The organism is Brevibacillus thermoruber 423, from assembly GCF_000454065.1.
Taxonomy (GTDB): domain Bacteria; phylum Bacillota; class Bacilli; order Brevibacillales; family Brevibacillaceae; genus Brevibacillus; species Brevibacillus thermoruber.
This window is the reverse complement of the sequence record NZ_KE695651.1, coordinates 456716-482801: the sequence shown is the minus strand read 5'-3', so window position 1 is coordinate 482801 and position 26086 is coordinate 456716. Positions and strand designations below refer to the sequence as shown.

Sequence of the window (26086 nt, the reverse complement as noted above, 5' to 3'; positions counted from 1 at the left end):
AAACTGGGCCCCGCCGAACGCGAGCGTTAGCTTGTGTTCGGTGGGTAAAGCACGGAGCGGATGCCGGAAACGTGCTTCTCCCCCCAGCAGTCACTTTGTCTGCACACTGCAACGCCGGGGCATGCCCCGGCGTTTTTCGCTGTCCGCTTTCCACGCTGCTCGCGATACATCGTCTCACTGTTCGCCGCGTGTTTCACGCTCTTCGCTGTCGGTCTGTCACGCGGTTTCGATGCCGTCCGCCGCCTCCAGGCCGAAAGCGCGAATCGCCTGCTCCCGCAGCTTGAACTTCTGGATTTTGCCGGAGGCGGTCATCGGGTATTCACTGACGAACTGGATGTAGTGCGGAATTTTAAACCGGGCAATCCTGCCTTCGCAGTATGTTCGCACCTCTTCCGCTGTCAGCGTCTCCCCCGGTTTCACCTTGATGCAAGCCAGCACCTGTTCCCCGTATTTGGGGTCCGGCACTCCAACCACCTGAACGTCCAGCACTTTGGGATGGGTGTAGAGGAATTCCTCGATTTCACGCGGGTAGATGTTTTCTCCGCCGCGGATGATCATGTCTTTCAGCCGGCCGGTGATGCGGAAGTAGCCCTCTTCGTCCACCGTCGCCAAATCGCCGGTGTGCAGCCAGCCTTCGTGATCGATGGCTTTGGCTGTCTGCTCCGGCATGTTGTAGTATCCTTTCATCACGAGATAGCCGCGCGTGCACAGCTCTCCCTGCACACCGGGAGGCACTGTCTCTCCGGTGACGGGATCGATCACCTTCACCTCCACGCCGTCATGCGCCCTGCCCACGGTGGAGACGCGGCGCTCAATCGTGTCGTCCGGCCGCGTCTGCGTGATGACCGGCGAGGATTCCGTCTGTCCGTACGCGATCGTGATCTCGCGGATGCCCATTTTCTCCACGACGTTCTTCATCACCTCGGTCGGACACGGGGAACCGGCCATGATCCCGGTGCGCAGCGAGCGAAGATCTCGCTCCGCAAACGACGGGTGGTTCAGCTCGGCGATAAACATGGTCGGCACGCCGTACAAGGCGGTGCAGCGCTCCTCCTCCACGACGGACAAAACCGTCCCCGGATCAAAGGTAATCACCGGCACCATCGTGGCTCCCGTCGCCACGCAGGCAAGCGTGCCCATGACGCAGCCGAAGCAGTGGAAAAAGGGCACCGGGATGCACACCCGGTCCTCCGCGCCCAGCCGCTGGCACTCGGCCACCTTGATCGCGTTGTTGACGATGTTGTTGTGGGACAGCATGACGCCTTTGGGAAACCCGGTCGTCCCCGACGTGTACTGCATGTTGATGACGTCGTCCGGATGCAGCTCCCGCTGGCGGGCCATCCGCTCCCCGTCAGGCACGGCCGCGCCGCGTTCCAGCAGATCGCGCCACAAAAACATGCCGGGCTGCCGGTCCTCCCCGATGTAGATGACGTTTTTCAGATGCGGCAGCCGTGCCGACTGCAGCCGCCCCGGTTCGCACTCGTCCAGCTCGGGGCAGATTTCCCGGATCATCTCCAGGTAGCTGGCGCCCCGGAACGAGTCGATCAGCAGGAGCGTGGTGGATTCCGACTGGCGCAGCAGGTATTCCAGCTCGTGAACGCGATAGCTGGTGTTGACCGTGACCAGCACTCCCCCCATTTTCGCCGTGGCAAACTGGCTGATCACCCACTCCGGCACGTTGGTGGCCCAGATGGCGATGTGTTCCCCTTTTTGGATCCCCAGCGAGAGAAACCCCCTGGCGGCCAGGTCGCACACGTCCCGGAACTGTGAAAACGTGTAGCGCAGGCTCCGCTCCTTGTAGACCACGGCCTCCTTGTCAGGAAAGCGGCCTGCCGTTTCGTCCAGCAGGTCGCCGATCGTAATGGAACGCAACATCGAAAGCCCCCCTTCTCCCCTAAACGTCTGACTATTCTGTCTGTTGTAGTTGATTCGATTCGCCGGCTGTATATTCCTTCCTGTCATACGTTTTTTCGGAATGGTTCTCCTGTCGTGAAGCCGGTCCGACATCCGGCGGGAAAGAAAAAGCGTCCCTTTGTCGGAACGCCTTTTCCTTACTGCACCACGAATTTTTGCACCGCTTCCACCTTGTACGGCAGGTGATTGCTGTAGTTCAGCTCAACCCGCAGCTCGTGCTCCCCTTTTGGCAGCTTCTTCAGCAGAAACTCCGGATGGTAGATCATCCCCTTCGGTTCGCCGTTCAGGTACAGGTGCGCGTGCCCTTGGCCGAAGACAGCCTGGTTGGGATCGCCCGAATCCTCGACAAACTGAAAGTTCTGGGTGAGCAGTTTGACGTCAGCCGTGCTTCCCTCCACCTTCACGTCCAGGTTGAGGGACGGCTTCGCGGCGCCGTCCGGCGGAGCAGCGGGCAGTGCGGATGCGGGGACGCTCGGTTCTTCCGGTCTGTAGGAGTCGGATACATGCAGCGGGTCTTTGACCAGCAGTACGATACCCGCCACCAGCACGATCAGAAAGACGATGCCGCCCAGGATCAGATTGCGCAAACTGACGATAAAGACCTTCATATCCTACTCTCCCTTTCGCAGATGCTTGTCGCCTATTGGTACATGCATACGCGAAGAGAGAAAAAATAGAAGCAAAACTTTTTATCGGTAGTTGATGAACTGCACCTCAATCGGCAGGTCGGCCTTGCGGATGGCGGCGATCACCGCCTGCAGATCGTCCTTGCTTTTGCCAACCACCCGGATCTGGTCGTCCTGGATCTGCGATTTCACTTTCAGGCCGGTCTCCTTGATGATGCTGGTGATTTTTTTCGCGTTCTCCTTGTCGATGCCCTGTACGAGCTTGACCCGCTGACGGACGGTCCCGCCCGCGGCGGGCTCCACTTTGCCGTACTCCAGATTTTTGACCGGCACATCCCGTTTGACCAGTTTGCCGAGGAGGATGTCTTTGACCTGGCCCAGCTTAAATTCGTCGTCGGAAATCAGCACGATCTCCTCTTTCTCAAGCGTGATGCTGCTCTTGCTGCCTTTGAAGTCAAAGCGGTTTTCGATCTCCTTGACAGCCGTGTGGATGGCGTTCGTCACCTCGGCCAGATCCACTTTGGATACGATGTCAAACGAACTTTCCTTGCTCATGCCAGTTCCCCTTCACCTGTATTTTCCATCCATTATAGCACAGCGGCGGTCAGATCGCCTTGACCAGTCCGCCGTCGACGAGGAACGCCTGGCCCGTCACGTAGCTGTTGGCCGGGGAGGCCAGGAAGGTGACGACGCGGGCGAACTCCTCCGGTTGGCCGTAACGGCCGAGCGGAATCGCAGCCTCCACCTGCCGTTTCACCTCGCCGACGTCCACCTGGAGCTGCTCCGCCCGCAGCCGGTCCAGCGAAGCGACCCGGTCCGTCGCGATTCGTCCGGGCCCGACGGTGTTGATGAGAATCCCGTCCGGGCCGAGCTCCACGGCCAGGCTTTTCGCCAGCCCGACAATCCCGGTGCGGAAGGTGTTGGACAGGATCAGGTTTTCCAGCGGCTGTTTGAACGAAGAGGAGGCAAAATTGACGATGCGGCCGAACTGCTGCCTGCGCATGTGCGGCAGCACCGCGCGAATCGCCCGCACAAAGCTGAGCAGGTTCAGCTCAAAGGCCGCGATCCACTGCTCGTCGGTCAGTTGATCAAAGGTGCCCGCTGCCGGACCGCCGGCGTTGTTGATCAAAATGTCCACACTGCCGAACCGGGCGGCCGTCTCGTCCACCAGCCGCCGGATGTCCTCGGCTTTGGTCACGTCCACCAGCATGGCCAGCGGCTCTTTCCCCGTCTTGTCGATGATCTCCGTCCGGGTGGCGGCCAGAGCGGCTTCGTCACGGCCGCAGATGGCGACGTTCGCCCCCTCCGCCGCGAGCGACAGCGCGGTCGCTTTTCCCAGTCCTTTTGTCGAGGCCAGCACGATGGCCGTTCTTCCCTGCAATTGCAGATCCATATCGATTCTCCTTTCCGGTTTTCGCAATGTTCTGGTATTCCTTGTCTGCCTTCATTCTACAGAAAAATCTGACCAATGCAAGCAAAAGGGAAGAGGCCGGACAGTTACCGGCCTCATCGGCAGCATGGCGCAGGCTGCAGCCCGTGTGCGCATGAATGCCAGCAGCAAGGGCCCCGGAATGGGGCCCTTGTTCGGATTCGCTGCGGACCGGTGCCGCTTACAGTTCGGCGGCCGGCACCTTGTTCTTCGCCTGCTTTTTGGCGAGCCGTTTGGCTAGACGGGCCGCTTTGCGGGCCAGCCGGCGCTCCCTGGCGCTCTCAAACAGCGAGTACAGGACCGGCACCAAGACCAAGGTGACCATTGTGTGGAAGATCAGGCCGGAGATGACGGCCGTCGCCAGCGGCGCTTCCAGGTCGGACCCTTCGGCGATGGCCAGTGCCATCGGCAGCATGCCGAGAATGGCGGTCAGTTTGGTCATGATCACGGGCCGCACGCGGTCTTTCGTGCCCTGCAGGATGGCGTCCATCAGCGCCATGCCCCGGCTGCGCAGCAGGTTGATGCGGTCGATCAGGAGAATGGCGTTGGAGACGACGATCCCCACCAGCATGATGATCCCGATCATCGCCATCTCGCCGAGGATCCGCTGCGTCAGCACAAACCCGAGGATGACGCCGACCAGCGCCATCGGAATGGTCAGCATGATCAACAGCGGGTGGGACAGTCGTCCAAACTGCGCCACCATGATGACGTAAATCAAGGCGATGACGCCCAGAAAGACGAACAATCCCTGCGTCATGTTGGCGCTCTGCTCTTTCAATTTGCCGGCGATCTCCACCTTGTACCCGGCCGGGACGGCCAGCGCAGGCAGTTTCTCCGCCACCTGGCGGCCCACCGTCCCCAAATCGCTGCCGAGCAGTTCAGCGGAAACGGTAACGATCCGCTCCCCCTTTTCACGGGCGATGGTGACCGGCGACTTGCTGTACCGCCACTCCACCAGTTCGGAGAGCGGCACCTGCTCACCCGTTTTGGAGCTGATCATGATTTGGTGCAATTGCTCCGGATGCTTCAGCCAGTTGTCCGGCATCCTGGCGACCACGTCCACCTCAATCCCGTCCGACGTGATCGTCGTGACCGGCTGTTCCCCGATCATCATGCTGATCTGCTGCAGCAGGGAGCGGGGATCCACCTGCAGCCGGGCAAGCGCGTCCTGCTTGGGGAGCAAGGTGATTTTCTCCTTGCCCTCCTTGAAATCGTTGCGGATGTTGGTCACGCCCGGGATGGTTGCCAGCATGGCTTCCACGTCGCCGGCGAGCTGCCGCATTTTCTCCATGTCTTCGCCGACGATGTCCAATTGGACCGGGGGCTCATTTCCCTGGCCGCCAAATGCGGTCGAGATGCTCTCAATGCCGGGAATCGCCTTGAGCCGGTCGTTGATGTCCTGGGTCAGCGCTTCCTTGTCGCGCTCCCGTTCCTTCTTTCCCTTCAGGGAGATGAAGAGTTCCGTCTTCTCCTTGTCACCGAAGAAAAAGACGTCTTTGACTTCCGGTATTTGCCGGAGAGAGGCTTCCGCCGCCACGCCCGCCCGCTGCGCATCTTCCAGCGTGGACCCGGTCGGCATGGTCAGCGAAGCGAACACCAGGTTTTCGTTCGCGTCGATGCCCTGCCCCATTTTGACAAAGGGCAGGAGGAAGGTGGAACCGACAAAGATGACGATCGCGAGGATGACGGTTTTCACCCTGTGGCGCAAGGCCACCTGCAGCAGTCGGTTAAACCACAGCACGATCGCATGATCCTTGCCTTCGCCCTCCAGCGACACGTTCTTGTCCTTGTTGAGAAACCGGTCGGAAAACACCGGGACGAAGAAGAACGCGGCGATGGTCGACGCCACGATGGCCGACGTGACCGTGAAGGCGATCGACTGCAGAATCGGTTTCAACCAGTCTTCAAAGTCGGCAAAGACCAGCGGCAGGAAGACGATGATAATCGTCAACTGCGAGGTGAACACCGGGGTCAGCACTTCCCGCGTTCCTTTCACGATCGCCCGCTGCAGCGGCTCCCCTTTTTCCCGGAACTGGTAAATGCTTTCCAGAACGACAATGGCCGCATCAACGATCAGGCCGACCGACAGGGAAAGCGACAGCAGGCTCACCATGTCGATGTTGTACCCGCCCCATTTCATCGCGATGAACGTCATCAAGGCGGACAGCGGAAGCGTCGTGGCGATGACCAGCGTCACGCGCCAGTTGCGCAGGAAGACGAACAGGATGATGATGGCCAGCGCCCCGCCGATCAGCACGTCCCGGCTGAGGTTGCTCACGGCGTGCTGAATGTACGAGGCTGCCTCAAACATCACCTTCAGCTCGTAGCGTCCGCCGGCTTCGGCGTTGATCTGTTTCACGACCTCCTCCACGTTCCGTTGGGTGGTGATCAGATCGCTCCCTTCCGCCCGCTTGACGCTGAGGTGAACGAACACGCTGCCGTTTGTCAGCGCGATCGAATCCTTTACCTTGCCGCGCAGATCCTCAATCGTCGCCAACTGGTCCAGCGTCACCGTCCCTTCCGGCGTGTCGATGTTCAACCGGCTGATTTCCTGGACGGTCGTGTAGGTGTTGTCGATCATGACGACGGTGTCAAACCCGGGATTCTCCAGCGTTCCGACGGCCTGTTTCCAGTTGGTCGCCTGGAGCTGCTCCATCACCGATGCGGGCGTCGTACGGTAGGCGGACAGCCGTTCCGGCCGCAGCGTGACGGCGATCTGGTTTTCAAAACTGCGGTCGGACACTTCCACTTCCTTGACCCCGGGGACGGATTCGATCCGGTCCTTGATCGCGGTCTTCGCCAGGCCGAGCATGGTTTGCGGGTCCGCCCCCACCAGGGCATAGTCAATCAGGGCGTCGTCTCCGAAATTGGCCTGGTTGACGTTGACCGTGTCAACCGCCTTGGGGAATCCGTTGCGCAGGCGGTTCACCGCGTTTTGCACGTCCTGCTTCACTTTGTCCCCTCTGCCTTCTTCGGCGATCACCGTGATGCTGACGTGCCCGGTGGAGGTGGTGGACGAGTACTCTTTCACGTCGGCAATCGACTTGATCTCCTGTTCGATCTTCTTCGTGACCTTTTCTTCCATCTCCTCGGGCGGAAGCGAACCGCCGGAGACGCTGACGGTAATCCACGGGAAGTTGGTCTTGGGAACCAGCTCCACTTGAAAGCTGAAAAGCGAGCCGAGCCCGGCGATGACGATGACAAAGGTGACCAGAAACACAATCAGGCGCCGCTTCAGCAAAAAGAGAATCGTCTTTTCCATGCGTTATTCCCCTTTCGCCTCCACTTTTTGCCCCTCAACGTAGAACGTAATGCCGGCGCGCAGCAGTTTGTCGCCCGGTTTGACGCCGGAGACAATTTCCATCTGGTCTCCCACCAGTTGGCCCGTTTTCACTTCCCGCTTGACGATGACGCCGTTTTCCACCGCCATCACATAGTGGGTAGATTCGCTCACGCCGACGCTTTCCAGCGGCACGAGAAAACCGTTGATCGTCCGGGGGATCTCCACGGTCGCCACCATCCCCCCGCGCCATGCGCCTTTCGGGTTGGGGACGGTCACTTCCACCCGAAACTTCCCGGTCTGCTTGTCGACCACCGGCGACACGAAGGTGACGGTTCCCTCGTTCTTCTGGCCGTCTTCGCCGATTACCTGGACCTTGGCCTTTTCGCGGAACTGGCTGATCAGCTCGTTGGTGACGTCCAGCGTCACTTTCACCTCCGACAAATCGATCAGATGGATGATGGCTTCGCCCGGATTGGCCAGTTCGCCCACCTGCTTGGAGACATCCACCACCGTACCGGCGAACGGGGCGACGATTTTGGTGTCGTCGAGCGTCTTTTTCGCCCGCTCCACCTGACCGGCCGCCTGTTTCAGCGAGGCGTTGGCCATGGCGATGTCTTCGGGCTGGGCTCCCTTGAGCAGTTCATCGAGGGCCAGCTTGGCGTTGTTCACGGCTATCTGCGCCTGGTCCACGGCCCATTTCCGGTCGTTCCATTCGCTTCGGGAGATGGCGCCGCCTTCGAACAGCTTTTGGCCCTGCTCGAACTCCCGCTTGGCCTTGGCCAGTTGGTTCTGGGCGCTTTGCAGTTGCAGACGCTGCTGTTGAATCGCCTCTTCCGTCGCACCCCTCAACGTCTTGCTCTTGCGGGCCGCCGCTTCTTCCACCTGGCCTGCCGCCGCTTCCACTTCCTTTTGGTAGTAGCGGGTATCCAGCGAGGCCAGAAGCTGACCCTGGGCGATTTTTGCCCCTCTCGTCACGTGGATGGCCGCTATCGTGCCTCCCGTGCCAAACTGCAGGATGGCATCTCGCTTCGCTTCCACGATGCCGGTCACGGTCAGCACGACGGGGTGATCCGGCTTCTTCACCGTCAGCACCTCGACGACTTTGGCCTTGGCGGGCTGCTCTTGCGGCGGTTGAGCCGTTTCCGGTCCGCAGCCGGCGGTGATGGCCAGCAGGGAAGCAAGAAAGATGGATGCGCGTTTGCTCACAATGATTCCTCCAAGTCTGTGACAGTCATTTCCAAGGGATATTGTGCCAGGAGTCCCGTCTTTCCAAAACAGTCAGCGGGTGGAACTTCCTCTCCGCCTCGAGACGGAGCCACCCCCGGCACTTCTCCCTGGACAGTACTACGTCGTACATGGAAAACCGTTACAGGATATGACCAAAAAATGGACAACAGACCGAACACAGCAAAAGAACGCAAAAAAAACCGGGACACGCTGTCCCGGTTTTGTACTTCCGTTTACTTCGCTTCCGCCAGTTGTTCCATTTCCGCGAGCATCTCGGCGAAGACGCCCAGCGCCTCGCGGATCGGCTGCGGCGAGGTCATGTCGACGCCCGCTTTTTTCAGCAGATTGAGCGGGTAGTCGGAGCTGCCGCTCTTCAAGAACTGCAGGTACCGCTCCACCGCCGGCTGCCCTTCTTCGAGAATTTGCTTGGCCAGCGACGTGGCGGCGGAGAACCCGGTGGCGTATTTGTAGACGTAAAAGTTGCGATAGAAGTGGGGAATGCGCGCCCACTCCAGATCAATCTGGCTGTCCACGACCATTTCCGGCCCGTGGTAGGCCACGTTCAGCTCGCGGTAGATTTCGCTCAGGCTGTCAGCCGTGAGCGGCTCATCCTGTTCCGCCTTGGCGTGCACGGTTTTTTCAAACTCGGCAAACATGGTCTGGCGGAAGACGGTGCCGCGGAACTGCTCCAGGTAGTAGTTGATCAGGTACATCCGCTGCTTTTTGTCCGTGGTCGTCTTCAGCAGGTGGTGCATCAGCAGCGCCTCGTTCAGCGTGGAGGCCACCTCGGCGACGAAGATCTTGTAGTCGGCGTAGGTGTACGGCTGCGTCTGATTGGAGTAGTAGCTGTGCAGGGCGTGCCCCATTTCGTGCGCCAGGGTAAACATGTTGTTGACGTTGTCCTGGTAGTTCATCAGCACAAACGGATGCGTCGTGTACGCCCCCCAGGAGTACGCGCCGCTGGTTTTGCCCTGGTTTTCGTATACATCGATCCAGCCGCCCGCAAATCCTTCGGCGAGGACGCGGCCGTACTCCTCTCCCAGCGGCCGCAGCGCTTCCTTGATCGTCTCCACCGCCTGCTGGTAGGGAATCTTCATCTCCACTTCCGGCACGATCGGCACGTAGAGGTCGTACATGTGCAGTTCGTCCACCGCCAGCATCTTTTTGCGCAGCGCGATGTAGCGGTGCATCAGCGGCAGGTGCTCACGGATGGTGGCGATCAGGTTGTCGTACACCGAGATGTCGACGTTGTCGGCAAACAGGGCGGCGTACAGGGCGGACGGGTATTTGCGGGTGCGGGCGTAGAACACGTCCGCCTTGACCGCAGACGTAAGCGAGGCGGCAATCGTGTTGCGGTGCTTGTCGTACGTGGCGTACAGCGCCTCGAACGCCTCCTTGCGCACACGGCGGTCCTTGCTCTCCATGAACTGGACGTACCGCCCCTTGGTCAGCTCCACCTCTTCGCCGTTTTCATCGGTGATCATCGGGAATTTGATGTCGGCGTTGTTCAGCATCCCGAAAATCTTGGACGGCGCCGAAGCCAGTTCGCTGACGTTGGCCAGGATCGCCTCCTCCTCGGCCGACAGCGTATGCGGCTTGTAGCGGGTGATCTCGTCCAGCAGGATGCGGTAATGATCCAGCCCCGGCACCTGACTGAGCCACGCTTCCAACTGCTCGGTCGGGATCGCCAGAATTTCCGGCTGTATGTACGAAATCGCTCCGTATACCTGCGTGCTCAGGGCGGTCGCCCGGTCGGTCAACGCCTGGTAGGTGCTGTTGGTGTTGTCTTCGTCACGCCGCATGCGGGCGTACACGTACACCTGGTCCAGCGTCATCAGCAGTTCGTCCTGCAGCTTCAGGACCTCCAGCAGTTGTTGGCCGGACTGCGACAGCGTGCCTTTTTTGGCCGCGATCTGCTCGGCCATCTCCTTTACTCTGCGGACGTCGTTCTCCCAGTCAGCGTCGCTTTTGTAGATGTCCTCCAGCCGCCACTTGTACTCGGCCGGAATTTCGCTTCGCTTCGGCAGGTTTTTGCTTTTGTTCACCGCGATCACTCCCTCGTTTTTTCGTCTCGTTGGGGAACCATTCCATATGTGTATGGTAGCGCATTCTGCCATCCGGTTCAAATGGCCCCGTACGCAAAAAGCCGACTTTTCTCGACGGAAAAGTCAGCTTCTGCCCACGCCGGCATAGACGAACCCGGCTTTCGACAGCGCTTCGGCCGGCCAGGCGTTGCGCCCGTCAAACAGCACGGGAGCGTTCATCGCCGCCTTCACCCGCTGCCAGTCAAGGTCTACGCAGTGTTTCCACTCCGTCACCAGCAGGGCGGCATCCGCAGCCTGGAGCGCCGCATACGGGTCGGACGCGAACGCCACCTGAGGGTACAGCCGGGCGACTGCCGGAGACGCCACCGGATCGTAAGCGGACACCGCCGCCCCTTCACGGAGCAGAACATCCAGCACCTTCAGGGACGGGGCTTCCCGAATGTCGTCCGTATTCGGCTTGAACGCCAGGCCCAGCACGGCGATCCGCCTGCCGTTCAGCGCCCCCATCCGCTCGCGCAGCCGCGCGATAAACCAGTCCGGCTGCGTCGCATTCACGTCCCGCACCTTCTCCAGGATGGAGAGGGAGACGCCGTGCTGTTTGGCGAGCTGCAGCAGGGCGATCGTGTCCTTGGGAAAACACGACCCGCCGTAGCCCAGCCCCGCCTGCAAAAACTCCGGCCCGATCCGGCTGTCCAGCCCCATCCCGCGGGCTACGGTCTGCACGTCCGTGCCCAGCACCGCGCTCAGCCGGGCCAGCTCGTTCATAAACGAAATCTTCGTGGCCAAAAACGCGTTGGACGCGTATTTGATCAGCTCCGCATCGGCCCGCGTAGTGAGCACGCGCGGCGCCGTTACCCCTTCGTACAACCGTTCCAGGACGGCAAACGCCTCATCCGCATCGGCCCCGATCACGATGCGGGACGGCGACAGCGCGTCCTGCAAGGCGCTCCCTTCCCGCAAAAACTCCGGATTGGACGCCACGTGAATCCCCCCGCAGGCGGCAAGCCGGGCGGCCACGCGATCGGCCGTACCGACAGGAACCGTGCTTTTGATGGCAACGGTGCGCTGCTTCGGCACGTCGTCCTGCAGGGCGCGAATGTCATCCACGGCGGCAAACAGATAGGACAGATCGGCCGAACCGTCGGCCGCTTCCGGCGTGCCGACGCAGATGAACAGCACCTCCGCATCGCGGGCGCCCTCGTTCAGACTGGCGGCAAACCGAAGCGCGCCGCTGTCGACCGCCCGGGCCAACGCTTCCTCCAGACCGGGTTCGTAGATGGGGCAGATTTTTTGCTTCAAGCGGCTGATTTTCGCCGCGTCGACATCCACGCCCGTCACCCGATGTCCGTGCAAGGCGAGGGACACCGCCGTCGTCAGACCCACGTATCCCGTACCTACTACGGCTACCTCCATCGTTTCACCTCATCGCTGCTTTTTCAGTACGCGCAGATACAAGGCTTCCAGTTTTGCGCGCTGTTTCTCTATATCGTGGCGGCGCTCCACCTTTTCTCTCGCCCGGATCACCACGTCCGGCCACCGGTCCTGCTCCTTCAGCACGCGTTTCATCATGTCGGCCAGCTTGGAGACGGACCGCTCCGGTACGAGGTATCCCGTCCTGCCGTGTTCCACCAGTTCGGGAATGCCCGCGTGATAGGTGGAGATGACCGGCCTGCCGGTCGCCATCGCTTCCATCAGGACGTTGGGAATGCCTTCCTGGTTGCCGTTTTTCGCCGTTTTGCAGGCGATGACGAACACATGGCAGTTCGCCAGTTCACGCCCAACCTCCTGATGAGGCTGGGCGCCGCGCAGCGTAACGGCATGCTGCAGGCGATGGCGCCTGATCAGGCGGCGCAGCTTCTTCTTCTCTTCCCCGTCGCCGACGATCGTCAGCGTCGCACGGGGAAACTGGGGACGGATGCGGGCAAACGCCTTTATCAGCGTATCCATCCCTTTCTTTTCTGTCAAACGGCCGACGCTCAACAGGCGAAACGCCCCGTCGACGACCGGCTGCGGGGGCTGCAGGGGAAATTTGCGCAGATCGATCCCGGAGCGGATCAAGGTGATTTTTTTGCCGGGACAGCCGAGCCGGATCAGCCGCCGCTTCATGTGCTTGCTGACGACCGTAAACGCCTTCCCTTGACGGAACAGCCGCTTCAGCGCGCGGCGGTAACGGCGGTCCTCCTGCACGCGCTTGGTGGCGTCAAACCCGTGAAAGGAGGTGATCAGCGGCAGTTTCGCCTTCCGCGCATGCGGCAGCAGCTCCAACCCGGCCGGGCCGAATCGGGCGTGCAGGCATGCGATCTTCTTTTTTTTCAGCCAGCCGGCAAGACCTTTGAACCGTCTGCGCACGTACACGGGCCAGTAGGGAAACTGCTCGCGGTTGCACGGCCGCCGCGTCAGCACGACCGGCTTCACGCGCTGGTGGCCAAGCAGTTGTTCGTAGATGAACGTCTCGCTTTTCGGCAGGAATTTTCGCCGGTAGACAAGAACCCGATGCATGCGATGGCCTCCCGATTTCATGTGTGAGCCGTTTTGGACGGTGCGCATGTCTGCGCGCTGCTGTTCGCGGGGGCAGTCAAGAAACGATCCCCCGCCCATCCCGTGGTCGGCACGGTTCTCATCCGTCTTGCCGCCTCACTCTCTTCAGCCGCTTGATGATGAGATACCCGCTTTTATAGCCGTAGACGGGTTTGTATTCGTCCCCCCAGCGCATGAGAAAGTGCTGGAAGGTCTCTCTGCGGAGCTGGTTCCGTTTCCATTTCATCTCTTTGTCGGTAAGCTGTCCCCGGTGCTTGGTCCTGTTGTACAGCTTGCGGTTGATCCACTTCACGGGGTACCGTTCAATCAGCCGGAGAATCATTCGCCGGTCTTCCATGATCCGCCCCTCATACGGATCAGAGGTATCCCATCCTCCCACCTCCCGCAAGGCGTCTACCCGATAGCACCGCGGCGCCACCATCCAGCGGGTGTACTGTAAAAAGTCGTATTTGTTGTGAAACTGCTTGTGTGTGATCAAAAACGGATCGCAGTAGCGCCCGCGCCTGACCCGCCAGATTTTCACGTTTCCGTAGAAAAGCGCCGTGTTCTTCTTGTCTTTGCGGATGTATCGCTTCAGGATGGACAGTGTCTCACTCGGCAGCCAGTCGTCCGAATCCAACTGGACCAGAAACGGCGTATCCACCATCGCCAGCGCCTGGTTCATCACCTTGGAAATGCCGGAATTCTCCTCCATCCGGTAGTACTGGATGCGGGGATGCATCAGATAGGGGGCCACTTTCTGGTACGTCTGGTCTGTGGACGCATCGTCCATGATCAGCAATTTCCAGTCCGTGGACGTCTGTTTGAGAACGCTGCGGATCGCCTTGTCGATATACGCTTCCCGGTTGTACGTGGGAATGACAACGGTGAAAGTAGGGGTCTCCGGCGTCATCGTCGTCATGGCGGATTCCCCTTTGCCCCGGGCATGCGGATGGAGGATTTGTCGCTGAGGATAAACACCCCTCCGCTGTCCGCTGCGCTGCCGGCGAGATGGGAGGAACGGCCAAACACGCTGTTGGTCACCGGCCATTCCACGTCCTTGAGCGAGCTGTTCTCGAGCAGAATGCTGTTTTCAATGTGCTTGCAGTTTTTCAACTGAACGCCATCCTGAATGGCGACATAGGGACCCAGCCGGCAGTTCTCGATACGGCAGCGCTTCCCGATCACCACCGGGCCGACGATGGTGCAGTTTTCCACAATGCTGTCGCTGCCGACCTCGTGCCGGACGCCCAGCTCCTGTTTCAGCATCCAGCGGTTGGCCTCGAGCCAGCGTTCAATCGTTCCCACATCCGTGTATTTCCCGTTGGTGACGGTATGGGCGATGTGATAGCCGCGGTCGATCATCGATTGGATCGCGTCCGTGATTTCGTATTCGCCGCGGCTGGACGGACGCAGTGTGGCAATCGACGCAAAGATCGGGCGGGTAAACAGATAGGCGCCGATCACCGCGAGATTGCTTTTGGGCCGCTGCGGTTTTTCTTCTACGGAGATCAGACGCTCCTCCTGTATTTCCGCGATCCCGTAATCCTCCGGTCTGTCCACCTTGCTCAGCATCACGACACCGTCCGCACGGGTGCGGGTAAAGGTCTGCGTCAGCTCGTGCAGGGAATCCATCAGTAAATTATCGCCCAATAGCAGGATAAACGGTTCGTCACGCAGGAACGGCTGCGCCAGCTGCACGGCATGGGCGATTCCCAACGGCTTTTTTTGCTCAAGAAAGGTAATGGTAGCCCCAAATTGACTACCATCGCCCACATATTGAGGAATTTGCATTTGGGACGGTTGTATGACAATTCCGATGTCACGCACACCCACTTCACGCAGTTTGAGTAAGCAGTAGTGTAAAACCGGGTGATTCGCTACAGGGAGGAGGGTTTTGGGTTGGGAATAGGAAAAGGGGTGCAGGCGGGTACCGCGTCCAGCACACAAGATTAACCCTTTCACGACAATCACTCCCCAGTTGTGCTCTGCGATACTTATAAGGTATGCGGCTTCCCCCTTCTGAACAGGGCGGACGTCCACAACCGGGAAAGAACGGGCGACCACCCATTCCGGCCGGTCGTCAGCTCAGCCAATGCTGCGCAGCGGCTGCCTGCCCTGTACCTGCTTTCGCCCTGTGCGTTTGGCGATGACTTCCTCGAATACGCGCAGATACTCCTGGGCAGTCGCGTGCCAGGAGAATTGCCCGGCTCGCATCAGCGCCCGCCGTCCCATGTCGGAGCGGAATCGGGGAGCGCTCCACAGCGTCTCCCAGACGGCCGGCAGTTCCTTTGGCCACTCCTTGGGCGGAATGAGAAACCCGCTTCCCAGGTGGTTGACCACTTCCCCGATGCCCCCCCGCGGCGTGGTGATGACCGGCTTGCCGGAAGCCATCGCTTCCAGATTGACGCGGCAAAACGGCTCCTGCCAGACCGACGGCGTCGCCACCACGTCGCCGATCTGGTAGTACAGCGGCATCTGCGCGCCGGGCACGAAGTTGACGAATATCACCGCGTCGCCCAGCGGTTCCGCCAAGGCTTTCAGACGGCGCACGTAGGCGTTCTCGCGGTTGCTGCCGTATCCCGTCCCTCCGACGATCACCAGCCGCGCTTTCGGGTCCCGTTCTTTTACGTTCCGAAACGCCGTCAGCAAAACGTGGACCCCTTTTTCGCGAATCAGCCGGCCCGCGTAGAACAGCACCCGATGATGCGACTTCAGCCCCAACTGCCGGCGCAGTTTTTTCACCGCGCGGCTGTTTCGGGCCGCCTGATAGGGCGCAACGTCCACCCCGAGGTGTACGGCGTGCACCTTTGACGCGGGCAGCCGGAGTTTTTCGATAAAATGGCTGCGCAAATACTCGCTGTTCGTGAGAATGCCGTCCGCCAGGCGGCCTACCCGCCGCATTTGTTCCGGGCTGATGAGCGGCGGGGACGCGTAGACGTGGGAGTGCATGTTCACAACGATCGGCGCACGGGGAAAATGGCGCCGCAGCGCCGGTACAAAATGCGGCCGGTTTTCCACCAGAATCACGTCCGGCTGCCGCTTGCGCAAATCGCGGATCACCCTGCGCAGGTATGGGCGCGGACCGCTGTAGGCGAAGCGGACGAACTCCCGGTGTTCCTCCCGGGCGGACTGCGGATAGTCGGGACACGTGCGGGTGTAGATCGTCACCTGATGCCCCGGCCCGAACACTTTGCTCACTTCGTCTATATCGTGCTCCACGGAGCTGCCCTTGACCGGCGGCACGGAAAACGGCCCGGGGCTAATGATGGCGATGTTCATCTCGCTCTTTCTCCCACTCTTTTTTCAAGGAGAGGACGACCTGGTACAAGTACTCGCACTCCCGTTTCTGTTCGGCTTCCAGCGCCTTGAAGCGTTCCTCCCAGGCGGCGAGCGATTCCCTCAGCGCAGCCACCTGCGCCTCGAGCTGTTCGATCCGCTCCTTCCACAACGGCTCCTCAGGCTGTTCGATCCGTTCCTTCGACGCCGGCCCTTCAAACGGAAGCAACTCCGGCAGTTTGACGGAGGTAACCCGTTCGACGGCTTCCTCGATGATGACATGACCGGAAAAGACGCCCGGCATGACCCAGTGGGGCGGTTCCCCTCGTTTTCGCTTCTCCACGGCAACATCCCTCCAACCTGCGTGCCCCGGCGGCAGCGCGTCAACGTGCGTCGCACGTCAAACCGATGCCGCACGGGCACACGTCACGTATTTCGTAATATGGTATGAAGCGATGCGGAAATGGGTACGTGTACAGCCGCAAAACCCCGGCCAACATAAAACCGCTGTGACTCACGTGCTCACAGCGGTTGCCGGTAATCGCGCGAAGGGGCCTGTCGACGAAAGCGCAGACTGTAATGCCGCGCCTCCTCCACGCTGGTGATCTGTTGTTTTTGCCACTCCAGGAGAATCCGATCGATGTAGCGGATGTGCAATTTGCCCACGGCAGCCGCTTCCCGCAGGGCGGTCAGGATCAACTCCTCCGGGTGGCCGTCCTGCTCGGTCCACATGTGGATCGTCTCGATTTCAAAAGGGGACAGGGGACGTCCGAAGGCCTGTTCGAACCGGCTGTACAGACCGGCCGGCTCCTCGGCGGACGCCGCAGCCGCCTCGGCGAACGGTTCCGCCACCGAGTCGACGATGCGGGAAGCCGTGAGCTGCTCGCGCCAGCTCTGGTACAACTTGCGGTACAGCGGCGTCAAATTGTACTGCTCGTGGCGCAGCCCCGTTTGCTGGTCAATGTATTCGTCAATCCTGATCCACTCTTCCTTCAACAGCTTTTGCAGCGTCTGGATCAGCCTCGCGGGCGTGAGGGACATGCGCTCTTCCAGCTCCTGCAGGGTGGGAAACCGGTTCCCCTCCTGCTGAAACGACAGCAGGTGGATGATCAGCATCATCTCCTCGTCGGAAAGAGACATGCGCTTGTACATCTTCAACAGCAGATTGGAGACGGATGTCGCGCCTTCTTGCAGCAGTTGCAGAATATGGGAGTCCATGAAACGCTTTCACCTCATTGACGGGCCGGTCATCCGGCAAATCCAAGCAAGCGAACACCCTGCCGCCCTCCGGCAACAGGGTGTCGGGCCGTCAGGCAGCCGGGCTGCCGAATACGGTCGGGTCATTATGGGTAGAGACGGTACAGCATGCGCGGGAACGGAATCGTCTCACGCACGTGGTCAAGTCCGCAAATCCAGGCGATCGTCCGCTCCAGCCCGAGGCCGAAACCGGAGTGCGGCACTGTGCCGTATTTGCGCAGATCCAGGTACCACTTGTAGGCGTCTTCGGACAAGTTGTGTTCCTTAAAGCGCTGCTCCATCAGGACCGGATCGTCAATCCGCTGGCTGCCGCCGATAATTTCACCGTAGCCCTCCGGCGCGATCAGGTCGGCACAGAGAACCACTTCCGGCCGGTTCGGATCCGGCTTCATGTAGAAGGCTTTGATCTCGGTCGGATAATGGGTGATGAAGACCGGCTTGTCAAAATGCTCGGCGATCATCGTTTCGTCCGGCGCGCCGAAATCGTCGCCCCACTTGATGTCGCTGCCTTTTTCCTGCAGCAGCTTGATCGCGTCGTCGTACGTGATGCGCGGGAACGGAGCCACCACGTTTTCCAGCTTGCTGGTGTCGCGGTCCAGCGTTTTCAGTTCGCGCTGGCAGTTTTTCAGGACGGACTGCACGATATGGGAGACGAACGCCTCCTGAATGCGCAGGTTTTCTTCGTGATCGACGAAGGCCATCTCGGGCTCGATCATCCAAAACTCGATCAGGTGGCGGCGAGTTTTGGACTTTTCCGCACGGAACGTCGGCCCGAAGGAGTAGACGCGCCCCAACGCCATGGCGGCTGCTTCCATGTAAAGCTGGCCGGACTGCGACAGGTAGGCGTCCTCGTCAAAATACTTGGTGTGGAACAGGTTGGTCGTTCCCTCTGCGGATGTCGGCGTGAGAATCGGCGGATCCACCTTGTAAAACCCGTGCTGCTGGAAAAACTCGGTAACGGCGCGGATTACCTCGGAACGGATCGCCATCACGGCTCGCTGGCGCGGCGTTCTCAGCCACAGGTGACGATGGTCCATCAAGAAGTCAACGCCGTGCTCCTTGAGCGAGATCGGGTAATCGTGAGCGATTTGGATGATGTCGATTCCGGTGACTGTCAGCTCGAAGCCGCTGGGTGCCCGCTCGTCCGCGCGCACTACGCCGGTTATGTACAGGGAGCTTTCCTGAGTCAGCTTGGAAGCCGCTTCCCACACCGCTTCCGGCACCTCGGCCTTGACCACGACGCCCTGGATAAAACCGGAGCCGTCGCGAAGCTGCAGGAATTGTATTTTACCGCTGCTGCGTTTGTTGTAAAGCCAGCAGCCCAGTCGCACTTCTTGTCCCACGTGCTGCCCGATCTGGGCAATGGTCGTCATCATCGGTTTGTTTTCCCTCCAATATGCCATTCCAAACAAATTCCGACTTGGTTGTAACGAATCAATTATACTATCGGGTATGCACAAATTCAATGAAAGACTAACCGGACTGAGGTGACCATAAAAATATTATGGTAACTGATTGGGGTTCTGCGAATCGCGGCAACCCCGGGTAAAACGTGACGAACGTGACTGTCCCGCCTGCAGGTGCGCGGGCGCAACAAAACGGGGCCCTCCCTTCGCACTGCCAGAGAGGCCCCGTTTCGCTGCTGTCAGTGTTGATTCGTCTCATCCGGATGGACGGAGTGCGCGGCGCCCGGTTCGTTTTCGGCGAACCGCTCTTTCGCTTCGATGGGATGGCCGTCTGGTTCGGGCACCGGATCCTCCCGCTTCGATCCCGTCGCCGCATCCGCGGGACCGCGGGCGTCCTCTGCCGCGTCCGGTTCGATGGCCGCTTGTGCCGAATGGACCTGCCCGTGCGCCGCATTCGTTGCCGCACGCTGCACAGGTGCTTGCCCTTGGACGTCACCCTCCACATCTTCGGGCTGCCCGAAGTCATCGTCATGGACATCTTCAGCCTCTTCCGTCTCCGCTTCTGCGCTCGGGTCGACGTCCGGTTCTTCGTCCTCCTCCGTCAGCACGACCGGCAGCTCCTCGTTCAGCGCCAGCGCCGTTCCTTTTTCCCCGACCGCGATCCACTGCAGTACGCCAGAAGTCTCCTGGCCAAAACGGGTGCGGAACACGTTCACGACGGCATAGGTCCGGCTCGTGTACTTGAGTGACGTACAGCATCCCGCCTGATTGGTCATGGCGATCAGACAGTAATGGGGGTCCACGTAGGGAACGTTGAGCCGGATGGTCACATCTGTCGATTTTTTGCCGGCAGCCAGGCGAAACGGAACAAATCCGAACTGCTGCAGGGTGATCCCCTGTATGCTGTTGGTTTCCACCGGCCGAAACGACAGCTTTTCCGGTGTGACAGAACCATCGGCCAGATGCTCCGCGGCGATCGCCTTCTCCGTCACATGCTTGGCGGTTACGGCGCGGTCTGCCAATTTATCGGCCGTCACGGCTCCGTCCGCCAGCTTTTCCTGCGTCACGGCGCCGGCTGCCAGCTTCTCCCGAGTCACAGCCTCCTCCTTCAGGTGAACCGCGGACACGATGGATTCCTGCAGATGGTGAGACCCGATGCTTTTCCGCTGCACGTGTTCGGCATGAACGGAGCCGTTGGCCAGCTTATCCCGATTGATCGACCGGTCGACGATGTGATCCGTCGTCACCGCAAACACGTCCAGCTTTTCGCCGTCCACGCTGCGTGCCGCCAGCTTTTCCCGGGTGACCGCCTGATCGACCAGCAGTTCGGTGCCAATCAACTCCGGCTGGAGATGGTGAGGGCCGATCGCCTGCGGACAAATGTGGTCGCTGTCGACGATCCGGGGGGTGAGCAGGTCGCGGGTCACGCTGCCGGGAGCCAGGTGCTCACCGGTCAGGCTGCCTTTCACCACGTGCTCACCGGTCACCGAACGGGCTTCCAGTTTGGTACCGTCCACGCTGCGGTCCGCCAGTTTCTCCCGGGTGACGCTGCCGTCCGCCAGCTTTTTCGCCGTCACGGCGCCTGCCTGGATGTGTTCGTTGTGCACGGAACCGCTCACCAGATGCTGGGCCTGCACGGATTTGTCGGCCAGTTTTTCCCCGGTGATGACGCCTTTTGACAAGTGACGTCCCTTGATGGACTCCGTCGCCAGTTTCGCCGATGTGACGGCCCCGTCCGCCAGCTTGGGGGTCGTGACGCTCAGTTCCGTGATTTTGTCGGTGGAGACGGATTCGCTCGCCAGCTTCGAAGTGGTCACCACGTGATCCGCCAGGTTGTGCGTCTGGATGATGTGATCCTTTAAATGAACGTTGCTGATGATGCGCTCGCGCAGATGCACATCCTCGATTGCGCCCCTGGCCAGCTTCTCCTTCGTGATGGCCCCCTCGGCGATGTGTCTGGCTTCGATCGACTCATCGGCCACATGGACCCCGTAGACGCTGCGCGGCGCCAGCTTGTCGGCGTCCACCGCCTGATGGGCCAGTTTGCTGGTGGTCACCTGCTGGTCGCCGATTTTCTTGCTGGTCACCACGTTGTCCTGCAGATGACTGGTTTGAATGATGGCCGCCTGCAGATGCATCCCGCTGACGGCCCCCTTGGCCAGCTTCTCGCCGGTGACGCAGCTGCTGTCCAAATGCTCCGTCTGAACCGCAAACGGAGCCAGCTTTTGGCCGTTGACCGCCTCCGGAGCCAGATGATGGGGGCCGATGACGAGATGGGCGATGTGCTGATCCTCGATGCTGCCCGGCATCAGGTTGACGCTGTCCACGGCACGCTCTGCCAGATGCTCGTGCAGAATCGCCCCGTGTTTGATGTGCTGGGATTCGACCGCTTCCTCGTCCAGTTTGCTTGCGGTCACTGCCGCGTCCCTCAATTTTTCGGTCGTGACCGCGCCGTCCTCCAGCTTGACGGAGTTGATGATAAAGTTGGCCAGATTGCCTTTTTGAATCGCGCCCATTTTGATCTTTTCCGACGTGATCGCCTGATCCTGGATCAGCTCGCTGGTGATCGCCTGTTCCTGAATGTGCTTGGTTTGGATGGCCCCCTCGGCAAACTTGATCGAGTCGATCGTCTTGTCCGCCAGCTTATCCGACGTGATGCTGTTGTTCATCAGCTTGTCGCCGGAAATGGAGCGGTCCTGGATCATCTCGCCGGTAATGACGTTTCTGCCGATGTGGACGGATTGGATGGCATCCGGGGCAATCTTGCCGGAAGTGACACTGTTGTCGGCCAGCTTGGCGCTGTCGACGGCGTAGTCTTTCAGCAGGCTGTTGTCGATGCTGCCCGGCTTGATCTTGGAAGCGTCGATCGCCCGGTTCGCGATCTTTTCGGCCGTCACCGCCTGATCGCTCAGATCATCCGTATAGACAAAGGAATGGCCTTGCTCTTGTTTCCGCTCCTTGATGATCTTGGAGAACATTGTTTGATTGGAGGAAACGTTCTGGGGGGGAACATTTTGCAGGGGCGGGATGACGGCGCTGCTTTTGTTGGTAGTTGGGACCGGTTTCGGCTCGATTTCTTCGTAATCGTCTTCATCCGTCAATTCCGACTCCAGCCGTTCGAGCCAGACCAGGTCCGATGTCTGCGGCAGAAAGGGAATCTCGAACGACTCGTTCTTCGGGCTTTTTCCCAAGGATTTGTTCAGTTTTCGTCGGTTTAATCTTGCCATTGGGTCTCCTTCCCTTCTGATGTCTCTCCCATGTGCTCTTGTAGAATATTCAACACGGGCGCGGTTGGGTACCCTGTCCCGGAAAAAAAAGTCCGGGACTTCCGCAAGACGGATCAGCGGAAACAGGCACGGCCTCTTCCCAGGCAGACGTTGTGATGAACACAAAAAAAGCCGGCGGATCAAACCGCCAGCTCCTCGGACGATTGCCGGGCTTCGGCCAGCAGGCTGCGGAACGCGTCGCCATGCAGCACTTCCTCTTCCAGCAGGGTGTTGAGGCCGATCTGGAACACGGAGTCGAACTGGCGCAGCAGCACGCGCGTCTTCTCCAGCAGTTCCTCCAGCAACCGGTTTACTTCTTCGTGTATTTGCGTCTTGTCCGCGAATTGCAGGTGGACAATCCCCAAGCGGGACATCCCGCTCTGGACGATCTCCGTCGCCATGTTCAGAGCCTGCTCAAAGTCGTTCTTGGAGCCGGTGCTCCGGCCGCCGTAGTAGATTTCTTCGGCGACGGCGCCGCCGAGGCAGACCATGATCTGCTGTTCCAGCGCTTCCTTGGTGTACAGGTAGCGATCCTCCAGCGGATTTTGACGGACGTAACCCAACGCTTTGCCGCGAGGACTCAGCGTCACCTGGGAGACGGAACCAGGGCGCACGTGTTCGCTGACGATCGCGTGTCCCAGCTCGTGCAGCGCCACCCGCTTCTTTTCTTCCAGCGACGCTTCCCGGTCCACTTTTTCCCCCAGCATGACCTTGTCCACCGCGTGGGCAAAGTGGCGCGCCTCAATCTTCTCGCACTGTTCGCGCATGGCGTAAATCGCTGCTTCGTTCGCCACGCTCTCCAACTGCGCGCCGGAGAAGCCAAACGTCTCCTGCGCCACTTTTTCCAGCGAGACGTCGGGGGCAAGCGGCTTGTTGGCGGTGTGGATCATCAGAATCTGCTCGCGCGCGGTCTTGTCCGGCAGATCGACGCTGATGTGCCGGTCAAAGCGTCCGGGACGAAGCAGAGCGGGGTCCAGCATGTCCTTGCGGTTGGTCGCGGCAATCAGCAGGATGCGCGGCTTGTCGCTGGTGGCGATGCCGTCCATCTCGGTCAAGAGCTGGTTCAGCGTCTGGTCGTATTCGCGCTGCTGCTGACCGTCGCGCTTGCCGCCGATCACGTCAATTTCGTCGATGAAAATGATCCCGCTGTCCTGCCCGTTCTTTTCTGCCAGGGTTTTGACTTCCTTGAACAAATCGCGGATGCGCTGGGCGCCCACCCCGACGTACATCTCCACAAACTGGGAACCGGAAGCGGCCACAAACGCGGAATTGGTGTAATTGGCCGCCGCTTTGGCCATCAGCGTTTTCCCCGTCCCCGGGGGACCCGTGAGCAGCACCCCTTTGATCGGGCGAATGCCGTACTGCTCGATTTTGTCCTTGTGCACGAGAAAATCGAGCGCTTCTTTCAACTCGTTTTTGGCCCGCTCCTGTCCGCCGATGTCGGAGAACGTCACGTTGGAGGCGGGAACGGCGTGTTTGCTCGGCTTGGACTTGCCGCCGAACGACAGTTTTCCCTGGTTCTGCCGTACGATCAGAAAATAAATGGCCGTCAGGACGGCCGCAAACACGAGAAACGGCGTGATGTTGACACCGAGGAACAGCAGGAAGATCAGGATGCCGGGAATCACGCCGCACAAGATCTCCTTACCCATGCGTCGTCACCTCGTTTCCGGCCGAACGGGGAACGATGGCGTAGAAGTCGTCCTTCCCCTTTTTCATGTAGACGTAGACGTTGCGGTCGTCCATCAATGCGGACGCTTCATCCAGCCGATGGGCCGTCTTCCACTCCGTCAACATCTGCGGAATGCGGCTGTACTGGTGCAGATCCACCGCTTCCGTAAAGGAAAACAACCCGTCCATCCAAATCTGTTCCAGGTCTTGGGAGCGGTTGTCCACTCCAACTTCCACCGTCTTGCCCCCGGCCAGGGCCGCGGTTTCCTGGAGCAAGCGGCGGTATTCCTGCGGGAACAGATCCGGGCGGGTCACCTGCAGCTTTATCTCAATGCGATCCTTGCTTACATCCAAGTGCGTCAGTTCCGCTGACTGCATCTGTCCGATTTGGGTGCGAAGCGGTTCTTCCACTTCCATTTTCTGGTACAAGAACCAACCACCGAACAGGAGAGTGAGCGTCGCCAGCAGCGAGAGGCCTATCGCACGTTTTCGCAGTTGCACAGCTACTCCCCCCTTGTTGTTTTGTGCTCTCTGTCATCGGTTCCAGTATATCACACCCGTATAGCGTTTTTGGTATGCAGATGTTGGATAGCGGCGCGCGACTAGAACGGCAAAAAGGCCTTTTTCGCTTGGAAAAAGGCCTTGCGAGCGTACATCTGCATCCGGTCTACGCCGGCGAGATGATGTAAGACGTGAGCAGCTTGCCGCTGAACAGGTCGTAGTGGAGATAGTGAAAACGGCCGTCGCGATCCTGCAGGGTGACTTCCCAAAAACGGCTGTTCTCGTCCAACCCCGGGACGATGTGCAGCACCCGCGCGTCCGGGAAGCCTTTTTTGACCGCCGCTTCGACACTTTCTCGGCTTACCGCCCTGTCCATCGTGTCAAATTCGGCCTTGTCGGCTGTCAGCCAGGCGACCACCGGCGTTCCGGCCATGTTTTTGCCCAGCACGACGGCGTACGCCTGCTTGCCGCGGTACTCGTCAATCGCATCGATCTGGGCGATCGTCGTCCGTTCCTGTACCCACTGCCGCACCTGGTCTTCGAAGTCGTGCCGCTTGCCCACGACCGTGGAGGTCAGGTGATAGGCGGCACCCAGGGCGACCACCAGACAAACGGCCACTGCCCCTAGAAAGATTCGTACGTACACAATGACAATCCCCTTTATCCTCCAAACGTTACAGCCGGAAGCGAAGCTGGTCCTGCTTCATGCCGGCCGGCGTCTTCATTTGCAGCAGCACGTCCAACTGCCGCAATTCCCGTGTCGTACCATCGTACCACACATGGTAATCGACGGCGATCTGGCGGGCCAGTCCCGCCTCCTGGATGGGAAAAGACGGTCCCAGCCACGTCGCCAGGAGCGAGGTGACCTCTCCTGCCGGGATGGACAAGCGGTACCCCTGCCACGCCCGGTTGGAGGGGTCCGACACGGCCAGCGGCGTGACCGATCGCAGGTGGTCTTTCAGGAGAACCGCATGCTCCTGCGGCGTGAACAGGGCATAGGGCAGCGCCGTTTGCTCCTGCACCTGCCCGTCCACCGTCACGCTGACGACCTGCTCGCTCCGCCGCAGTTCCACGTGGTGGCCGCCGATCTCCCCGCTTAATTGAAACCGCTGTCCCTGGAAACGTCCGCTCAGGACGTGATCTTGCAGGTATACTTCAAATGGCCGTTCCTTTTGCTCGGTGAGCTGGTCCAAGAGATCGGCCACGACCATCCGATCCGCTTCCGCACGTTCTGCCTCTGCCATGATGGGCACGCCCTTCCCGTCATGCCGGTTGTGCAGCGCCCCCAACGACACGCCAAGGAAAAACAGGCCGAGAAAAATGGGCAGCAGCCACCAGAGCTGCTTGGGCCGGACGTACATGTCCTTCCCCTCCTGTCCCGTTTTTTCCTTAACCTATGTGAGGCGGGAAGGTTTTAGAACGGTACGGAAAACTTGCTAAACATACCCCCCGGCGTCCCGGCCATACTACAGATACACCCCGAGGAGGTGAGCGCGTGAAACCGTCGCAACGATCGACATCTCCTGACGTGCTAGGGTATCTGCTGCAGGAATACCGCGTCTCCTGGGCAGCGTTGTCGTCGCCGCTGAGAACCTTGACCCACTCGCCCACACTGGAGTTCCGCCACGCCCCGCTTACGGACGTGTGGCAAAAATGAGCGCG

General features: G+C 60.0%; 21 protein-coding genes. 1 reads left to right on the top strand and 20 read right to left on the bottom strand.

Annotated features, from left to right (window positions below; genetic code table 11):
* Nucleotides 1-216 precede the first annotated feature (216 nt).
* From M516_RS0113840 to M516_RS0113745, 20 genes are all read right to left on the bottom strand, one after another.
* A complete protein-coding gene (locus M516_RS0113840; protein WP_029099665.1) occupies nucleotides 217-1875 on the bottom strand; it encodes an AMP-binding protein in 1659 nt (552 codons plus the stop codon).
* A gap of 176 nt (nucleotides 1876-2051) precedes the next feature.
* Nucleotides 2052-2522 carry a hypothetical protein gene (locus tag M516_RS0113835; RefSeq protein ID WP_029099664.1) on the bottom strand — a complete coding sequence of 157 codons (471 nt, stop codon included), beginning with the start codon at nucleotides 2520-2522 and terminating at the stop codon, nucleotides 2052-2054.
* An 81-nt stretch (nucleotides 2523-2603) separates the two neighbouring features.
* Nucleotides 2604-3095, bottom strand: coding sequence for a YajQ family cyclic di-GMP-binding protein (locus M516_RS0113830; RefSeq protein WP_029099663.1), 492 nt, complete (start codon nucleotides 3093-3095; stop codon nucleotides 2604-2606).
* A gap of 49 nt (nucleotides 3096-3144) precedes the next feature.
* Complete coding sequence (locus M516_RS0113825; RefSeq protein ID WP_029099662.1) at nucleotides 3145-3933, bottom strand: SDR family oxidoreductase; 789 nt, start codon at nucleotides 3931-3933, stop codon at nucleotides 3145-3147.
* 217 nt (nucleotides 3934-4150) lie between these two features.
* On the bottom strand, nucleotides 4151-7234 hold the full coding sequence (locus M516_RS0113820; protein WP_029099661.1) for an efflux RND transporter permease subunit: 3084 nt from the start codon (nucleotides 7232-7234) through the stop codon (nucleotides 4151-4153).
* Nucleotides 7235-7237: 3 nt separating this feature from the next.
* Nucleotides 7238-8461 carry an efflux RND transporter periplasmic adaptor subunit gene (locus M516_RS0113815; protein ID WP_029099660.1) on the bottom strand — a complete coding sequence of 408 codons (1224 nt, stop codon included), beginning with the start codon at nucleotides 8459-8461 and terminating at the stop codon, nucleotides 7238-7240.
* Between the two features lie 254 nt (nucleotides 8462-8715).
* Nucleotides 8716-10527 (bottom strand): oligoendopeptidase F, encoded by a 1812-nt coding sequence (pepF, locus tag M516_RS0113810; protein WP_029099659.1) that lies wholly within the window; start codon nucleotides 10525-10527, stop codon nucleotides 8716-8718.
* A 123-nt stretch (nucleotides 10528-10650) separates the two neighbouring features.
* Nucleotides 10651-11940 (bottom strand): UDP-glucose dehydrogenase family protein, encoded by a 1290-nt coding sequence (locus M516_RS0113805; RefSeq protein WP_029099658.1) that lies wholly within the window; start codon nucleotides 11938-11940, stop codon nucleotides 10651-10653.
* Nucleotides 11941-11949: 9 nt separating this feature from the next.
* A complete protein-coding gene (locus tag M516_RS0113800; RefSeq protein WP_029099657.1) occupies nucleotides 11950-13026 on the bottom strand; it encodes a glycosyltransferase in 1077 nt (358 codons plus the stop codon).
* Nucleotides 13027-13144: 118 nt separating this feature from the next.
* Entirely contained in the window at nucleotides 13145-13957 is an 813-nt protein-coding gene (locus M516_RS0113795; protein WP_035289843.1) for a glycosyltransferase family 2 protein, read from the bottom strand.
* A 5-nt stretch (nucleotides 13958-13962) separates the two neighbouring features.
* Entirely contained in the window at nucleotides 13963-15009 is a 1047-nt protein-coding gene (locus tag M516_RS0113790; protein WP_029099655.1) for a glucose-1-phosphate thymidylyltransferase, read from the bottom strand.
* A 123-nt stretch (nucleotides 15010-15132) separates the two neighbouring features.
* Entirely contained in the window at nucleotides 15133-16326 is a 1194-nt protein-coding gene (locus tag M516_RS0113785) for a glycosyltransferase family 4 protein (protein ID WP_029099654.1), read from the bottom strand.
* Nucleotides 16307-16666, bottom strand: coding sequence for a hypothetical protein (locus M516_RS0113780; RefSeq protein ID WP_029099653.1), 360 nt, complete (start codon nucleotides 16664-16666; stop codon nucleotides 16307-16309). Before M516_RS0113780 ends, M516_RS0113785 begins: the two co-directional genes overlap by 20 nt.
* 179 nt (nucleotides 16667-16845) lie before the next feature.
* Nucleotides 16846-17541: a DnaD domain-containing protein gene (locus M516_RS0113775; RefSeq protein WP_029099652.1), complete on the bottom strand. Its 696-nt coding sequence runs from the start codon at nucleotides 17539-17541 to the stop codon at nucleotides 16846-16848.
* A gap of 125 nt (nucleotides 17542-17666) precedes the next feature.
* Nucleotides 17667-18956 (bottom strand): asparagine--tRNA ligase, encoded by a 1290-nt coding sequence (asnS, locus tag M516_RS0113770; protein ID WP_029099651.1) that lies wholly within the window; start codon nucleotides 18954-18956, stop codon nucleotides 17667-17669.
* A gap of 269 nt (nucleotides 18957-19225) precedes the next feature.
* Nucleotides 19226-22213 (bottom strand): WIAG-tail domain, encoded by a 2988-nt coding sequence (locus tag M516_RS23480; protein ID WP_081656540.1) that lies wholly within the window; start codon nucleotides 22211-22213, stop codon nucleotides 19226-19228.
* Between the two features lie 179 nt (nucleotides 22214-22392).
* Nucleotides 22393-23904, bottom strand: a complete 1512-nt coding sequence (locus M516_RS0113760; protein ID WP_029099650.1) for an AAA family ATPase — start codon at nucleotides 23902-23904, stop codon at nucleotides 22393-22395.
* A complete protein-coding gene (locus M516_RS0113755; RefSeq protein ID WP_029099649.1) occupies nucleotides 23897-24424 on the bottom strand; it encodes a hypothetical protein in 528 nt (175 codons plus the stop codon). Before M516_RS0113755 ends, M516_RS0113760 begins: the two co-directional genes overlap by 8 nt.
* 166 nt (nucleotides 24425-24590) lie before the next feature.
* Nucleotides 24591-25070: a cell wall elongation regulator TseB-like domain-containing protein gene (locus M516_RS0113750; RefSeq protein WP_029099648.1), complete on the bottom strand. Its 480-nt coding sequence runs from the start codon at nucleotides 25068-25070 to the stop codon at nucleotides 24591-24593.
* Between the two features lie 28 nt (nucleotides 25071-25098).
* Complete coding sequence (locus M516_RS0113745; protein WP_029099647.1) at nucleotides 25099-25785, bottom strand: hypothetical protein; 687 nt, start codon at nucleotides 25783-25785, stop codon at nucleotides 25099-25101.
* A 134-nt stretch (nucleotides 25786-25919) separates the two neighbouring features.
* On the opposite strand from M516_RS0113745, the gene M516_RS25625 reads away from it, so the two are divergent.
* Nucleotides 25920-26081, top strand: a complete 162-nt coding sequence (locus tag M516_RS25625) for a hypothetical protein (protein ID WP_156110418.1) — start codon at nucleotides 25920-25922, stop codon at nucleotides 26079-26081.
* Nucleotides 26082-26086 lie beyond the last annotated feature (5 nt).

Bases quoted from the DNA above. Each gene is read 5' to 3' on its own strand.
- M516_RS0113840 (WP_029099665.1), bottom strand. From the start codon at position 1,875: ATGTTGCGTTCCATTACGATCGGCGACCTGCTGGACGAAACGGCAGGC.
- M516_RS0113835 (WP_029099664.1), bottom strand. From the start codon at position 2,522: ATGAAGGTCTTTATCGTCAGTTTGCGCAATCTGATCCTGGGCGGCATC.
- M516_RS0113830 (WP_029099663.1), bottom strand. From the start codon at position 3,095: ATGAGCAAGGAAAGTTCGTTTGACATCGTATCCAAAGTGGATCTGGCC.
- M516_RS0113825 (WP_029099662.1), bottom strand. From the start codon at position 3,933: ATGGATCTGCAATTGCAGGGAAGAACGGCCATCGTGCTGGCCTCGACA.
- M516_RS0113820 (WP_029099661.1), bottom strand. From the start codon at position 7,234: ATGGAAAAGACGATTCTCTTTTTGCTGAAGCGGCGCCTGATTGTGTTT.
- M516_RS0113805 (WP_029099658.1), bottom strand. From the start codon at position 11,940: ATGGAGGTAGCCGTAGTAGGTACGGGATACGTGGGTCTGACGACGGCG.
- M516_RS0113800 (WP_029099657.1), bottom strand. From the start codon at position 13,026: ATGCATCGGGTTCTTGTCTACCGGCGAAAATTCCTGCCGAAAAGCGAG.
- M516_RS0113795 (WP_035289843.1), bottom strand. From the start codon at position 13,957: ATGACGCCGGAGACCCCTACTTTCACCGTTGTCATTCCCACGTACAAC.
- M516_RS0113785 (WP_029099654.1), bottom strand. From the start codon at position 16,326: ATGAACATCGCCATCATTAGCCCCGGGCCGTTTTCCGTGCCGCCGGTC.
- M516_RS0113775 (WP_029099652.1), bottom strand. From the start codon at position 17,541: ATGGACTCCCATATTCTGCAACTGCTGCAAGAAGGCGCGACATCCGTC.
- asnS (WP_029099651.1), bottom strand. From the start codon at position 18,956: ATGATGACGACCATTGCCCAGATCGGGCAGCACGTGGGACAAGAAGTG.
- M516_RS23480 (WP_081656540.1), bottom strand. From the start codon at position 22,213: ATGGCAAGATTAAACCGACGAAAACTGAACAAATCCTTGGGAAAAAGC.
- M516_RS0113760 (WP_029099650.1), bottom strand. From the start codon at position 23,904: ATGGGTAAGGAGATCTTGTGCGGCGTGATTCCCGGCATCCTGATCTTC.
- M516_RS0113745 (WP_029099647.1), bottom strand. From the start codon at position 25,785: ATGTACGTCCGGCCCAAGCAGCTCTGGTGGCTGCTGCCCATTTTTCTC.